11 protein-coding genes are annotated in these 14,595 nt (G+C 61.4%); 8 read left to right on the top strand and 3 right to left on the bottom strand.

Going from position 1 to position 14,595, the window contains the following annotated elements:
• Positions 1 to 15: 15 nt before the first annotated feature.
• Positions 16 to 2,943 (top strand): response regulator, encoded by a 2,928-nt coding sequence (locus KUW17_RS07840; RefSeq protein ID WP_222477749.1) that lies wholly within the window; start codon positions 16 to 18, stop codon positions 2,941 to 2,943.
• Here the strand turns inward: KUW17_RS07840 and KUW17_RS07835 are convergent.
• The gene (locus tag KUW17_RS07835) at positions 2,924 to 3,616 is read right to left on the bottom strand and encodes a response regulator (protein WP_222478688.1); all 693 of its coding nucleotides are present in this window, start codon (positions 3,614 to 3,616) and stop codon (positions 2,924 to 2,926) included. The genes KUW17_RS07840 and KUW17_RS07835 overlap by 20 nt on opposite strands.
• Positions 3,617 to 3,805: 189 nt before the next feature.
• Here KUW17_RS07835 and KUW17_RS07830 point away from each other — a divergent pair, with 189 nt between their 5' ends.
• From KUW17_RS07830 to KUW17_RS07815, 4 genes are all read left to right on the top strand, one after another.
• The gene (locus KUW17_RS07830) at positions 3,806 to 4,750 is read left to right on the top strand and encodes an ABC transporter substrate-binding protein (RefSeq protein ID WP_222477748.1); all 945 of its coding nucleotides are present in this window, start codon (positions 3,806 to 3,808) and stop codon (positions 4,748 to 4,750) included.
• A gap of 70 nt (positions 4,751 to 4,820) precedes the next feature.
• Positions 4,821 to 5,852: a glycine betaine/L-proline ABC transporter ATP-binding protein gene (locus tag KUW17_RS07825; RefSeq protein WP_222477746.1), complete on the top strand. Its 1,032-nt coding sequence runs from the start codon at positions 4,821 to 4,823 to the stop codon at positions 5,850 to 5,852.
• Positions 5,849 to 7,813 (top strand): ABC transporter permease, encoded by a 1,965-nt coding sequence (locus tag KUW17_RS07820; RefSeq protein WP_222477744.1) that lies wholly within the window; start codon positions 5,849 to 5,851, stop codon positions 7,811 to 7,813. Before KUW17_RS07825 ends, KUW17_RS07820 begins: the two co-directional genes overlap by 4 nt.
• Positions 7,814 to 7,817: 4 nt before the next feature.
• Positions 7,818 to 8,840, top strand: a complete 1,023-nt coding sequence (locus tag KUW17_RS07815) for a GlxA family transcriptional regulator (RefSeq protein WP_222477742.1) — start codon at positions 7,818 to 7,820, stop codon at positions 8,838 to 8,840.
• A 75-nt stretch (positions 8,841 to 8,915) separates the two neighbouring features.
• Here KUW17_RS07815 and KUW17_RS07810 read toward each other — a convergent pair whose 3' ends face one another.
• The gene (locus KUW17_RS07810; RefSeq protein ID WP_222477740.1) at positions 8,916 to 10,439 is read right to left on the bottom strand and encodes a PLP-dependent aminotransferase family protein; all 1,524 of its coding nucleotides are present in this window, start codon (positions 10,437 to 10,439) and stop codon (positions 8,916 to 8,918) included.
• A gap of 132 nt (positions 10,440 to 10,571) precedes the next feature.
• Between KUW17_RS07810 and KUW17_RS07805 the strand changes: the two genes are divergently transcribed.
• On the top strand, positions 10,572 to 12,155 hold the full coding sequence (locus tag KUW17_RS07805; RefSeq protein ID WP_222477738.1) for an ABC transporter substrate-binding protein: 1,584 nt from the start codon (positions 10,572 to 10,574) through the stop codon (positions 12,153 to 12,155).
• An 81-nt stretch (positions 12,156 to 12,236) separates the two neighbouring features.
• Here KUW17_RS07805 and KUW17_RS07800 read toward each other — a convergent pair whose 3' ends face one another.
• Positions 12,237 to 13,154 carry a LysR family transcriptional regulator gene (locus tag KUW17_RS07800; RefSeq protein ID WP_222477736.1) on the bottom strand — a complete coding sequence of 306 codons (918 nt, stop codon included), beginning with the start codon at positions 13,152 to 13,154 and terminating at the stop codon, positions 12,237 to 12,239.
• 268 nt (positions 13,155 to 13,422) lie between these two features.
• Here KUW17_RS07800 and KUW17_RS07795 point away from each other — a divergent pair, with 268 nt between their 5' ends.
• Together KUW17_RS07795 and KUW17_RS07790 are read left to right on the top strand one after the other, a co-directional pair.
• Entirely contained in the window at positions 13,423 to 14,223 is an 801-nt protein-coding gene (locus KUW17_RS07795) for a hypothetical protein (protein ID WP_222477734.1), read from the top strand.
• Between the two features lie 97 nt (positions 14,224 to 14,320).
• Complete coding sequence (locus tag KUW17_RS07790; RefSeq protein WP_222477732.1) at positions 14,321 to 14,473, top strand: hypothetical protein; 153 nt, start codon at positions 14,321 to 14,323, stop codon at positions 14,471 to 14,473.
• The last annotated feature ends 122 nt before the right edge of the window (positions 14,474 to 14,595 follow it).

Below are 14,595 nucleotides of genomic sequence, written 5' to 3'. Positions count from 1 at the left end.
CGCGAAAGTTTAAGAATGTTTGGGAAACTCGGATTAAGCGGAAAGCTGAGCCTGGCGTTCATCGTGATCGCCGGGCTGCCCACTCTTGCAGGGATACTGGGGGTAATTGAGCTGCGGGCGCTGGCCCGCCGCCAGGCCGAAGTTATCAGTCAAACAATTCCGGCCATCGCAGAAGTGCGCGGCATGGCAGAAGAAAGCACCCGCATTATTGCTATCGCGCCAGAGCTTTCAGAGGTCGAAACACAGGCTGACCGGGAGAACCGTGCTGATTTCCTGCTGGATCAGATCGCCGCCCTGACACGGCGGATCGACACGCTGAACCTTGAGGATGGCACTGGTACTGAGCAGCTGCGCACAACGGTGGCGGATGCTGCCAAAGCGCTGGATGAATTGAACGGGCTGGTGGAAACCCGCATCGCGCTTCACGGCGCTTTCAAGGCTCTTGCCGAGCGCAACCTTGCGGCCGCCAATGATCTTCTTGGGATGGCCGATACGCTGGTGGCAAACGCAGAAATGGGCACAACAGCCGTGATCTCCAGCCTGTATGATACGCCGGTATCCCGCGTAGAGGAAAATGCGCGCACCGATACGCTGGACAAGCTGATCGAAGTCGACCTGTTCCAGCTTGGCCTTATGTTCGAGCTGCGCTCGCAAACCGCTGAAATCGGTCTGCTGATCAACCGGATTGACGAAGCGCAGGGCGAAAACGAATTGGCTGCAAACGAAGCTTCTCTGGCAAGCCGCCTGTCTATCGTATCACGCAGGGTTAAGGCGATCAGGGATCCGGGGCGGCGCCAGCAAGCGGAAGCATATGTCGCGCAGCTTCAGTCCATTACCCGCGGAGAACCGGGTTTGTTCACGCTCAGGAACCAGATCCTGATAACCGAGGCCCGGATCACTGCTCTCAAACAGGAACTTCAGGATACAGCCCTCCACCTGGGCCGGGAAGCAGCAGCCGTGGCCGACCAGGCACAGGCAAAGGCCATCGCGTCAGGCAATCTGGCCGCAATTGAAATGCGACAGGCACAGTTCAGGAACGGTGTTGCAGCGGCCGCCGGCCTGCTTCTGTCACTCGCAGTCGTCTGGTTCTTTGTGCGCGGGCATGTGACGAGACGGCTGAACCGGCTGGCGGGAACCATGGCCGCCCTTATGCGCGGCCAGCTGGACCGCGAAGTGCGGCCCAAAGGCCGGGATGAAATCGCCCGCATGGAAGAGGCCGTCGAGGTATTCCGCAAGCAAGCCATCGAGAAGAACGCACTGGAGCGGCAGCGGGATCTCAATGAGCAGGAACTGAGAGAACACCGTAACAACCTGCAGAACATGGTCGAGGAACAGACCGAACGGCTGCGGCACGAAGTTGCAGCGCACGACAAGGCACGGCAAAAAGCCGAAGCCGCGGACCTCGCCAAATCCGAATTTCTGGCCATGATGAGCCATGAAATCCGGACACCGATGAATGGCGTTCTTGGAATGCTGCGCAGCCTTTCCGACGACGACCTTACCCCCCGGCAGATGGAACGGCTGCGGGCTGCCCTTGCCTCAGGTCAGAACCTGCTGAAAATTCTGAATGACATCCTGGACTACTCCAAGATTGAGAGCGGCGGGCTGACACCCGAAAATGTGACCTTCTCGCTCCGCGAACTGGTCACCGGCATTGTTGTTCTCATGCGCCCCAGTGCAGATGAAAAAGGCATCCACTTGTGGCTGGACGCGCCTGAAAACCTGCCTGACGCTGTAATCGGTGATATCGCCAAGCTGCGCCAGATCCTGTTCAACCTCTTGTCCAATGCACTGAAATTCACTGATGACGGTGAAGTTATCCTGCGGGTTCGCGCATCTGATGCGGGTGCGGGCCGTCATTTGGTGTCATTTGAAGTCAGCGATACCGGAAAAGGGATTTCGGCAGAGGCCAAATCCAGGGTTTTCGAAGCCTTCGAGCAGGAAGACCACGAAACGGCGCGCCGGTTCGGCGGCACTGGGCTTGGTCTCGCCGTGAGCAAGCGGTTTGCGCAGGCAATCGGCGCACGGCTGTCGCTGGAAAGCACCAAGAATGTAGGTTCGGTCTTTTCGCTTTCGGTCGAATTGAAACCCGGCGATCCTGTTGACCTAGCTCCCCGGGAAGACGAAACAGCACTTGACCCAGCCGATGTCAGCCTGTCCATTCTGGTGGTGGAAGATAATGAAATCAATCAGATGGTCGCCCAAGGCTATCTTGAGCGCATGGGTCATAGCTGCGTCTGCGTCTCCGGCGGGGAACAGGCGCTAGAACTGCTTCCGCAACACCAGTTCGATCTTGTTCTGATGGATGTGAACCTGCCGGGAATAAGCGGCACTGAGACAACGCGCCGGCTTCGAGCGCACGCCGATCCGAGACTGGCCAACCTGCCGGTGATCGGCATTTCTGCGCATGTGCAGGAAGACCAGATCGAAGCGCATCTGCGTGCCGGCATGAACGGATTTGTCGCCAAGCCGGTATCACCGGAGCGGTTGGCCAAGGCACTGGCCAGCGTTAGCGAAGGGCGCCACGGAGAGATATATCTGTCAGCACGCCAAGCCACAGGAGATGTCACCGGGCGTGTTGCTGAACTGCGCCGCTTGTTCCGCAGTAACATTCAGGAACTTGGGGAAGCTCCGGCGTTGGAAATTGCGCAGCTGTTTCTTAAGGAACTGCCGCGGAGTGTTGCTGGCATCGAGGCTGCCATGGCGGCGCAGGATATGCCTGGCCTGGCCAAAACCGCTCACCGCGCGAAGGGAGCGGCAGGCACGTTTGGCCAGAATGACCTTGCCGGGTTGCTTTCGGAACTGGAAAGCAGCGCTGCCTTGAAGAAGCACGGGCGTACTGAGCAACTGGTTCAAGACCTGAAAGACTTGGCCCCGAGAGTTTTGAGCGCGGTATCGGAAGTTGTGGGCGAACTCGAAGGCGTCAGCGCAAAGGCGCGGTAAAGACATACCCCTCACCATGAACCGTCGTTATGATGCGCGGGTGCGCAGGATCTTCTTCCAGCTTGCCGCGCAGCCGCCGCACTAGGACATCCACGGTTCTCGGATTCACACCGTACTGCCTGTGGGTTACGCGGCTCATCAGCGCATCCCGCGATGCGATCTCACCTGCCCGGCTGACCAGCATATCCAGCACCTCGAATTCTGCACGGGTCAGTGAAATGCTGTCCCCCTCCTCCGTTTGAAGATGCCGCGCTGCCACATCGAAATGGAACTTGCCGAACTTGTAGATCTGGCGGGACAGCCGCCGGATATCCTGTGTCCGCCGCAGCAGGTTCTTGAGTCGTGCGAGCAATTCACGCCTGTTGAAAGGTTTGCAGACATAGTCATCCGCACCTAGTTCCAGCCCGACGATCCGGTCAATCTCATCATCCCGGCCCGTCACCAGAATGATCCCCATCTCTGACTTGGCACGCTGTTCGCGGGTTATCTGCAACCCGTCCTTACCCGGCAGATTGATGTCGACCAGAAGCAGATCAACATCTTGCTCGTCCAGGATTTTCTCCGCCTCTTCCGCAGTCTCCGCCTGCGAAACGGTATACCCTTGCGCATCCAGATAGCTCGCGAGTGTCGCGCGGGTGACCGGCTCATCCTCAATGATCAGAATATGTGCCATGAATGCGGTGCCCCTTGGGTGATTTTCCTGCTGGTTAACAAATTTTAACAATACTGACCAGCCCATTCATCCCGCCTGGCTGACCTGTTCACATCCGTTTTCTACCCTCCTTCCCTGAAAGCGCGGCTTTCACACAGCAAGAAAGGCTCAGGCCATCAGGACCGGGGCCGCGACAACAGGGAGACAAACATGAACTACCGGCAATACCTAATGGCCAGTGCTGCGGCCATGACGATGGCTGCCCCGATGGCGATGGCCGAAGATTCCTCCGACCCCATCATAATCCCAGTCCACAACTGGTCCAGCCAGATCGTGATGAGCCACGTCGTCGGCCAGATTTTCGAGTCAATGGGAAACAACGTCGAATATGTGTCGACCGACAGCCAGGCTGTTTATGAATCCGTCCGTCTGGGCGACGTCACCCTGGAACTCGAAGTCTGGGAAGGCGCCTTCGGCAAATCCTTCAACGAGGCATTGTCGAAAGGCGGCCTTCACGATGCCGGCGACCACAATGCGGTGACCCGCGAGGATTGGTGGTACCCGGCCTGGACCAAGGATGCCTGCCCCGGCCTGCCGAGCTGGGAAGCGCTGAACGACTGCGCCGCCGCCTTTGCCACTCCGGAAACCGGCGACAAGGGCCGCTTCCTGGGCGGTCCCGTCGACTGGCTCAAACATGACGCCGAGCGTGTGGAAGCTTTGGACATGAACTTCACCGTGGTGAATGCGGGCTCTGCCTCAGCGCTTTGGGCTGAAGTGGCCGCAGCTGAAAAGACCAAGAAACCCGTGGTGATCTTCAACTGGACCCCGAATTTTGCCGAGGCCGTCTGGCCAGGTGAGTTTGTCGAGTTCCCGGCCTGGGAAGACGGCTGCGACAAGGATCCCGCAGTCGGCCCCAACCCGGATGCCACCTATGACTGCGGCAACCCTGCAAACGGTTATCTCAAGAAAGCCGCCTGGGACGGTATGAAGGACAAGTGGCCGGCGGCGTACGAGACGCTGACCGAAATCAGTTTCACCAACCCGCAGATCGCTGAAATGGCCAAGCTGGTCGACATTGACGAGATGGAGCCGGAGGACGCCGCAGCCGAATGGCTGGAAGCAAACGAAGACGTCTGGAAGCCCTGGACTGAATAAGCCCCTCACCTTCCTCCTGTGTGCCGGGGCAGTCCACTGCCCCGGCGCCTATGCAAATGAAAGTAGACTCATGACTGCCGCCTCTCCCGTCATTTCGTGCAAGAACGTTTGGAAGCTGTTTGGGGCCCATCCGGAAGAGTACCTGAAGTCTCTGACCGGAAATCCGGGTTTCGATGAAATCCGCCAAGCCGGCTACATCGCCGCGGTCCGGGATGTATCGCTGGACATCGCCAAGGGTGAGATGCTGGTGATCATGGGGTTGTCCGGCTCCGGCAAGTCAACCTTTGTGCGCTGCCTGTCCCGGCTCATCGACATTACTGGCGGCGAGGTCCGTGTCGAAGGCCAGAACATCGGAGAAATGTCCGAGAAAGAGCTGATTGATCTGCGCCGCAACAAGATGGGCATGGTGTTCCAGAGTTTCGGCCTGCTGCCGCACCGCACCGTGCTGGACAATGTCGCCTTTCCGCTGGAGATGCGCGGCCAGGACCGGCATGCACGCCGTGCCCGCGCACTGGAAGTGATTGAGCTGGTCGGCTTGTCCGGGCGCGAGGACTATTTCCCGCGCGAGCTTTCCGGCGGCCAGCAGCAGCGCGTCGGCATCGCCCGCAGCCTGGCGATCGAACCCGACATCTGGTTCCTGGACGAACCCTTCTCTGCCTTGGACCCGCTGATCCGCCGCGAAATGCAGGACGAGTTTCTGCGTTTGCAGGAAATGCTGGGCAAGACCATCGTTTTTATCACCCATGACTTCGACGAAGCTTTGCGCCTCGCTGACCGCATTGCCATTATGAAGGACGGCGTAGTCGAGCAATGCGCTACTCCCGATCAGATCGTGCTGAACCCGGCCACCGAATACGTCGCCAAGTTCACCGAGGAAATCGAGAAATCCCGAGTGGTCCATGCCGGGGTTCTGGCGCGGGACGTGAACGGCCACAGCATGACAGGTGCACCGGTTGGAGAGAAACAGACCATCTCCGAACTGGCCCGTCTGCTGGTCAATGACAGCCGCGACTTCTTTCCCGTCGCTGACGGCTCTGGCAGCCTAATCGGCGCTTTGAACCGCCAGGAAGCACTTGATGTGCTGCTGGGAGGCACGTCATGACTGACCAGACCATGATACTATCCAGCAAATCGCAGAGCTGGACACGAGCCAAGACCGGCTGGACGCTCTTTGTCGCTGCCTGCGTGCTTGCACTGGGGAACTCCCTGTTGCCCGCCGGGCTGGTGCGGCCTCCGGAATGGCTGATTTTGCCCTTCGCCGACTGGATCAACGCTATCTTTGTGTTTGTGCGAGACGACTTGGGTCTGCTCTATCTGACCCGTGCCTTTGCCGACGCGGTCGAATGGCTGCTCGATGTGACCGCCAACCTGCTTTACGGCAAGAACCGCTGGCCCCGCGTCGGCCCCATTCCGTGGACCGTGATTGCCAGCATAGGCTTCGTCATCGGCTATGCCCTCCAGGGCTGGCGGCTGTCACTGCTCACCGGCGGAACCTTTGTCTGGATTGCCGTCATGGGGCAGTGGAAATGGGCGATGGAAACGCTGTCGGTCATCGTCGTCGCCGCACCGTTTTCGATCCTGTTCGGTCTCGTGATGGGCATCCTCGCCTGGCGGTCCAAGGCCTTCGAACGGATCCTGAACCCGATCCTCAACATCGCGCAAAGCCTGCCGCATTTCGCCTACATGATCCCGGTTGTGGTCTTCATCGGCGTCGGTCCCAAGGCAGGCGCCATCGTCACCATCATCTTTTCGGTGCCGCCGATGATCCGCATGTCGCTCTTGGGCCTGCGCAAGGTTCCGCATGAGGTGATCGAAAGCGGCCACATGTGCGGCTCCACCCGCTGGCAGCTCTTGCGCCATGTCCGCATCCCAACGGCCCGCACCGAGATCCTGGTTGGCGTGAACCAGGTGATCATGCAATGCCTCGCCATGGTGGTTCTGGCCAGCTTCATCGGCATGCCTGGCCTGGGCCAGAAACTGCTGCAGCTGCTGCAGGCGTTGAAGATCGGCCGCTCGGTCGAGATTGGCATCACTATCGTGCTGTTGGCAGTCATGCTGGACCGCTGCACAAAGGCCTGGGCGACAAAGCAGCCCGAGCATTTCGAAAAAGGCACATCCTTCGCCGTGCGCAACAAGTTCCTGCTGCTGGGCCTTGGCCTGTCGCTGGCCTGCCTAGTACTGGCGCAGTTCATCCCGCTGATGGATCAGATCGGCCGCCGTGACGCCTTCACCATCTCCAAGCCCATAGACGCTGTGGCAGATTGGTTCATTGTGCTCATCGATCCCGTCACCCAATGGCTGCGCTGGTTCCTGATCACTTGGGTATTGATCCCGATCCGCGATGCCTTCCTGTGGATGCCTTACGCTGCTGTTCTGGCACTGCTTGCCGCAGCTGGCTGGGCCATCGGCGGCCTGCGTTCGGCGCTGGTATGCCTCGCGTTTTTCGGCCTCATTGCTATCTCTGGCTGGTGGGACCGCGCCATGATCACCGTCTATACCGTCGTGGTCGCCGTCTCCATTGCCGCAGTGATTGGCTTCCCGCTCGCTATCTGGGGATCCTTCAATGAGAAACGGGCCGCAATTGCGCTGCTCGTTTGCGATACCCTGCAGACCTTCCCCAGCTTCATCTACCTGATCCCCGTCGTAATGCTGTTCGGCGTGAATGATGTCGCGGTGGTCGGTGCGGTTGTCCTGTTCGCTGCTGTGCCCCTGGTGCGCTACACCATCGAAGGGCTGCGCCAGGTTCCGGAAACCCTGATCGAGGCCGCGGATATGTCCGGCGCCACAAGGATGCAGACCCTGTGGAAAGTGCGGCTGCCAATGGCCCTGCCGACCATCATGGTCGGGGTCAACCAATCAGTTATGTTCTCGCTGTTCATGGTAATTATCGCTGCCTTCATCGGCACCCAGGACCTCGGCCAGGAGATGCAGCGTGCCCTGTCCTCCACCGATGTCGGCAAAGGGCTGGTGCTGGGGCTTGCTGTCGCCTTCATGGGGCTGATGGTGGACCACCTGGTGACCACCTGGGCGCGGTCCAAGAAAGACGCGCTGGGGCTGGAGTAAGACCATGACAATTCATGCAAACAGCTTCGATCCTGCCCCGCTTACACGCATAGGCTTTCTGCTGTTCCCAGGCTTTCCCATGGCCTGTCTGACCTCGGCAATGGAACCGCTGCGTGCCGCCAATGAGATCGCCGGACACCAGGTATTTTCCTGGCATCTTGTGACCGAAACCGGCGCGGACGCAGCGGCTTCTGCCGGGGTCCTTTTTCCCGCAGAGGCCAGTCTGGCAAATGCCGAGGGGCTCGACTGCCTGTTCCTCCTGTCTGGGCCAGATGCCGAGTTTGAGGATCAGATATCGAGCCCGGGACGCCTGCGCTACCTGGCGCGGCATGGCGTGGCTGTGGGCGCGGTCTCCGGCGGAGTCTTTCCTCTGGCCCGCAGCGGCGTTCTGTCTGGGCGGCGGTGCGCCGTTCATTGGTGCTACCGCAGCGCTTTTGAAGCGGCCTTTCCCGATTGCACGGCCGTGGACCGGCTGATCGTGCGCGACGGTAATATCCAAACGGTCTCTGGTGCCACTGCAATGTTCGACCTATCACTGGAGCTGATCTGCACCGCGCTTGGCGAGGCCGCCATGAACGAGGTTGCCTGCCTGTTCCAGCACCCACTGATCCGCAATGGCAGCGCCCGTCAGAAAATTCCTGTGCTGCAAAGCGACCGGACTGTCGACCAAATGCCCCCCGCAGTCAAATCGGCGATGTCGATATTCTCAAAAAACATTGAGATGCCGGTTTGCATTCGCGATGTGGCGCAGATGTCCGGCGTGTCGCCGCGCCAGCTGGAGCGCAGTTTTCGCGCGGCAACGGGGTTGAGCCCGGGAGAGTACTACCGCAGGCAGCGGTTGAAGGCGGCACGCCAGATGGTTCTGTTTTCCTGGGACACCATTTCCAGCATTGCCAATGCAGTTGGGTATGCAAGCTCCTCCACGCTCTCCCAGCACTACCGGAAACAGTTTGGTGTCACCCCGGCGCAAGAGCGCAAAGCCACTCGGACGCATCCCAGCATCCGGACTGCGTCGGTCAGGCCATAAGGGCTTCTGTCACGGTCCCGGGCTAGACGCAGTTGGTTGCACAGGTCAGCGGCATCGGCTTGCAGCTCCGGCCCTTCACCCTTCCTTAGCGGGCAAGCCAGCGGACAGGCATGCGCAAAGTTTTTTAACTGCGGTGGGGATGTCATCTTCGTGGGTGCATCCAAAGCCCAAGAGCAGCCCGTTTAAGTCCTGCCGCTGCATGCAGTAGTACGACAGCGCATAGGCCGACAGCCCCTGCCCGTCCAGCCTGTCCAGCACGTCCATATCCCGCGTTCCCGGCGGCAGATCGGCAATCACCCGCAGGCCGCTGGTGTTCTGGCGCAGCGACACATGCGGGCTGGCGATGCGGTCAAAGCTGCTGATCATCGCCCTGCGGCGGCGCACATAGGCGCTGTGCATGCGGCGCATGTGGGTGCTCAGGTGGCCCTGACTTATGAACTCCGCCAGCACCGCCTGCAGCCAGGTATTGGGGCCGCGGTCGGTGATCGCGCTCAGCGCCATCAGCGGACGGGCCAAGGCCGGGGGCGCAATGATGAACCCCAGCCGCAGCGACGGGAACAGCGCGTTGTTGAAGCTGGAGACATAGATCGTGCGCCCCTGATGATCGTCGCAATAGATCGCCGGATCGGGACGCCCGCCGAACATGAACTCATTGTCCAGATCGTCCTCGATCAGCCAGGCATCCTTGCGGCGGGCCCAGTCCATCCACTCCAGCCGCTGCGCAATCGGCATCACCGCTCCCAGCGGGTACTGGCAGGAGGGGGTCAGATAGGCCAGCCGCGCGCCGTCGGTCTGCGGATCATCCTGGGGAACCGCGGCGCCGGTTTCTGTTACCCGGACCGGCACGACGGTTCCGCCCTGGGCCTGAAAGCTCAGCCGCACCACCGGGCTGGAGGGGTCCTCCATCAGCACCCTGCCGCCGGGGTCGAGCAACAGCGCGGCAATCAGGTTCAGCGACTGCTGCGAGCCGTTGGTGACAATCACCTGGCCGGGGCTGCATTTCAGGCCGCGCCGGTTCAGCACATGGTCGCAGATGGCCTCGCGCAGCGGCGCATAACCGCCGGGCTGGCCATAGGCCATCATGCTGCTGTCCAGCCGGTTGCGGATGCGGTTTTCTATGCGGCCCCAGATCTTGTGCGGAAACAGGTCGATGGCAGGCACATTGGCCAGGAACGGGCGCACCCGGACCGGGTCGAAATAGGTCGGATCCAGCCCCTCCGCAGCCGCCTTGCCGCGCTGCGACAGCCTGGGCGGCTGCGGCACTTGTGCGGCATTGCCGGTGCCGGGATGCAGACCGGGAAACTCCGGGTTCACAAAGGTGCCGGACCCAGTGCGGCTTTGCAGGTAACCTTCGCTTGCCAGCTGCTCGAAAGCGGCGACCAGGGTGCTGCGGGCAATCCCTTGATGCTCTTTCAGCCAGCGGGTCGACGGCAGCTTCTGTCCAGGATTGATACCGCCATCCTGAATCATCCGGCGCAGCTGCTGGACCAGCTGCAGATAAAGCGGCGTGGCCGATGCGCGGTCCAGCTGCAAAAACGGCAGCGGGGCAAAATGCTTGGTCTGCTCCGGCACTGGCGGCCCCCAAATGGTTTGCATCATTTAACCAAAATGGACGTAGCGAGCAAAACCATTTTCTGCCACCACATCCTGGCCCGCCCTGACTGGGGGGGGTGAACAGAAACAGGCTGTACTGCCCTGTCCGGGCCGTGGTGCAGCCAGCAGGGAAACAATATGTCCGACATCATCAGCCACTATGTGGAACAGGCGGTCAAAGGCTTCATGACCCGCCGCGAATTCATCGGCCGCCTCGGCGCACTGGGGGTTGCCGCCGCCAGCGCCAACAGCCTGCTGGCCTCCGCCGCCAGGGCGGAAGGCCCGAAAAAGGGCGGGCTGATCCGGTCCGGCCTGCAGGGCGGGGCCAGCACCGACAGCCTGGACCCGGCACTGGCAGCCAGTTCGGTCGCCAACAACGTGCTGACCGCCTATGGCGATCTGCTGGTCGAAGTCAGCCCGCAAGGCGAAATCGTGCCGCGCCTGGCGGAAACGGTTGAGGCCAGCGCCGACGCCAAGACCTGGACTTTCAAGATCCGCCAAGGGGTGGAGTTCCACAACGGCAAGACGCTGACACCGGAAGACGTGCTGAAAACCATGCAGCGCCACTCCAACGAGGACAGCCAGTCCGGCGCCCTGGGCATCATGCGCGGCATCGAGTCGATGAAGGCGGACGGCGATTACTTAAGCGTCACCCTGGAAACGCCGAACGCTGACCTGCCCTATCTGATGGCGGATTATCACCTGGTGGTGCAGCCGGAGGGCGGCATGGATGCACCCGCTGCCGGCATCGGTACAGGCCCCTACACGGTTGAGGTCAACGAGCCCGGCGCCCGCCATGCCTTCAAGAAATTCGCGAACTACTGGGATACGGACCGCGGCCACGCGGAGGAGATCGAGATCCTGGTGCTGAACGACGACACCGCCCGCACCGCCGCACTGCAAAGCGGACAGGTGCATTTCATCAACCGGGTGTCGCCAAAAATCGCCGGCCTGCTGGGCCGCGCGCCGGGCCTGCGGATCGAGAGCATCTCGGGCCGCGGCCATTATTGCTTCCTCATGCATTGCGACAGCGCGCCGTTTGCCAGCAACGATCTGCGGATGGCACTGAAACTGGCGGTGGATCGGCAGGAGATGGTCGACAAGGTGCTGCGCGGCTATGGCAGCGTGGGCAACGACATGCCGATCAATGCCGCCTACCCGCTGTTCTCCGGCGATATCGAGCAGCGCAGCTATGACCCGGATCAGGCCCGCCACTACTACCAGAAGTCCGGCCACGATGGCCCGGTTGTTCTGAAAGTGTCCGACAACGCTTTCCCCGGTGCGGTGGATGCCGCGGCGCTGTTCCAGCAGAGCGCAGCCAAGGCAGGCATCCCGCTGCAGATCGAACGCGTCCCCAGCGACGGCTACTGGTCCGAGGTCTGGAACAAGGAACCCTTCTGCGCCTCCTACTGGGGCGGGCGCCCGGTGCAGGACCAGATGTTCTCAACCGCCTACAAATCCGATGCCGACTGGAACGACACCCGTTTCAAGCGGGAGGATTTCGATGCACTGCTGCTGCAGGCCAAAGGGGAGCTCGACACCGCCAAGCGCACTGCACTGTATCGCGAAATGGGTATCCTGGTGCGCGACGAGGGCGGCGCCATCATCCCGATGTTCAACGACTTCATCGACGGCGTCAGCGAGCAGATCGGCGGCTGGGAGAACGATCCGGGCGGCGGCATGATGTATGACGGTGCGCTGGTGAAAACCTGGCTGCTGTGAGCTGATTTCCCGAAGACTGCGGCGGGAAGTCTCACTTGGCTGCCCGCCGAACCTTTCACACCTGGTCTTGCAGAGCTGGCTTCACACGCCGGTGGCCCGGTCCCAGGGCGGTACGTCGCCGCCAAGGTGCTCCAGGATAAAATCAATGAAAACACGCACCTTGGCAGGTAGGTAGCGGCGCTCCGGATAGATGGCATAAAGCGTCTGCGACGGCAGGTGGCAGTGCGGCAGCACCCGCACCAGCCGCCCTGCTGCCAGGTCCGGGCCGGTGGTGAAAGTCGGCAGCCGGCCGATCCCCGTCCCGCCCAGAACCGCCTCTCGCAGCGCTTCGCCATTGTTGACGCTGTAGCTGCCGCCGGGGCGGAAGGTCTCCACCTCGCCGCCGCAGTCGAAAACCCACTCCTGAAAGTCCCGGCTGTAGGAATACTGCAGGCAATTGTGGCGGCTCAGACCGCTGACCGTTTCCGGCGCGCCATGGCGCTCCAGATACGCCGGGGCGGCAACCAGCACATTGTGCAAGGGCGCGATCTTGCGGGCCACCAGCGCGGAATCCGCCAGCGTCCCGCCGCGCAGCGCCAGATCGAACCCGTCGGCAAACAGATCGGCCACCCGGTCATCCATCACCATGTCCACCGACACACCGGGATAGCACTCCAGAAACCCGGAAATCAGCGGCGCCACATGCAATCGCCCGAAGGCCATCGGCACATTCACGCTCAGGCGCCCCTTGGGCGCCTCCTGCAGCGCAAGCACGCTGTCCTCTGCCTCCTGCGCCGCCTCCTGCGCCCGCACCGCGTGGGCATAGAAATGCTCGCCAGCCTCGGTCAGGCTGACATTGCGGGTGGAGCGGTGGAACAGCTGCGCGCCCAGCCGTTTCTCAATCTGAGTGATGCGCTTGCTGACCGCGGATTTGCTAACCCCCAGCCGCCGCGCCGCCGCGGCAAACCCCTGTGTTTCGGCAACTGCCACAACCACCGGGATATCTCCCATTCCCTCCATTGGCTCCCTCCCGAATGGGTGAACTTTTCTCAACACAAGGTTTCACCATAGGCGGATTATACCACCAATGGAAACGGGCTACCTTTGCCGGGTCATTAAGGAAACGTGCCATGGCCAAAATGCTGGCAGAAAAGCCTGCCCCGTTTGGCCGGTCCGGAACCTTTCAGGGCAGGCGGCCACTGATCGGCACAGTCCGGCACGCCCAAGCCCAACAATCCGCAACCGGACCGGGGCCGCTTCCCCGGAAACTGAAATGGAGAATTCCGCAATGAAACTGCTCTCTAGACTTGCCGTGGCCGCCGCCGTGTTGTGGCTGCCCGCCCAAGGGCTTGCCGGCGCTGAGGACACCGCCGGCCTCCTGAAACTGGAATACACCGACGGCCGCCGGGCCACGATAGGTGTGGAGGACGTGAACACGGTGCTCCGCAGCGTCGGGGTTCGCGTCAGCACCATTGCGATCCCGGCACAGGCGCTGCCGGTCCTTGAGGCTTCCCGCAGCCGCGCGATCACCGCAGAGGAGGAGGCGCAGCTGATCTCCGATTTCGCTCTCAGCCGCGAGGACCTGCTGGCGGAAATCGCCGCCGCGGGGCGTGAACCGACGGTTGAAAACGGCGGCTCCCTGACCACCTCAGAGCCGGGTGTTGCGCCCTACCCCAAGGTCTATGACATGAACAAGATGGACGCGGCGACCCGGGTCTGGGTCCACAAGAAATTCGGCCCGCTGCACATCAACCACGCCGAAGACGGAACCGGCATTGACGAGGTGATGACCATTGTCTCCGGCGGCCCCTGGGTCTGGTTCTTTGAATTGCCCGGCGATGTCATCGGCAAGCTGACGCTGGGGCACGTCGGCCCTGAGGGCGAGGCCTGGCGCATCAGCTATCCGGGCATCCGCCCGCACGGCGGCTTCCTGGACCCGGAATACGGCCTGGTTGTCGCCTACGCGCACGGGCCGGAGCAGTTCGAGATCCACTTTGACGCGGACAATATCGCCGGGTCCCGCCTGAACGGCACCAACGCATGGATCGGCATGTCCGGTGACAAGCCGATGCTTCTGAATACCCGCTGAACGGCGACTGACACAACTACCGCTGCCGGCGCCTGGCCCGCCGGCAGCTTGCTGCATATGGCCGATCAACGCGATCCAGCGCGGCTTTGCGGCATTGATGCTGCACTCTGATGGATTAGACGCGAACCTATCCGGCAGCACCGAAGACAACGATAGCCCAGGGCTGGCAGGGCTGGCAGGGCTGGATCCGGTATGGATCGGCCTGGAACGCGGCCCGCCGGAGCTGAACTGGTCTGCACTGGCGGGATAGCCCGGATTTGAGGCGCAAACTCCCCGCACTACATTATGCGGTGGAGAAACCGCATGAGAATTGCGAAACGACTGCTTCTTCTGCTTTGCGTCTTTGTCCTCGGCTTGTTTCCAGCTGTGCCC

It is taken from the genome of Leisingera aquaemixtae, assembly GCF_019801145.1.
GTDB lineage: Bacteria > Pseudomonadota > Alphaproteobacteria > Rhodobacterales > Rhodobacteraceae > Leisingera > Leisingera aquaemixtae_A.
This window is presented reverse-complemented; position numbering and strand designations above follow the sequence as displayed.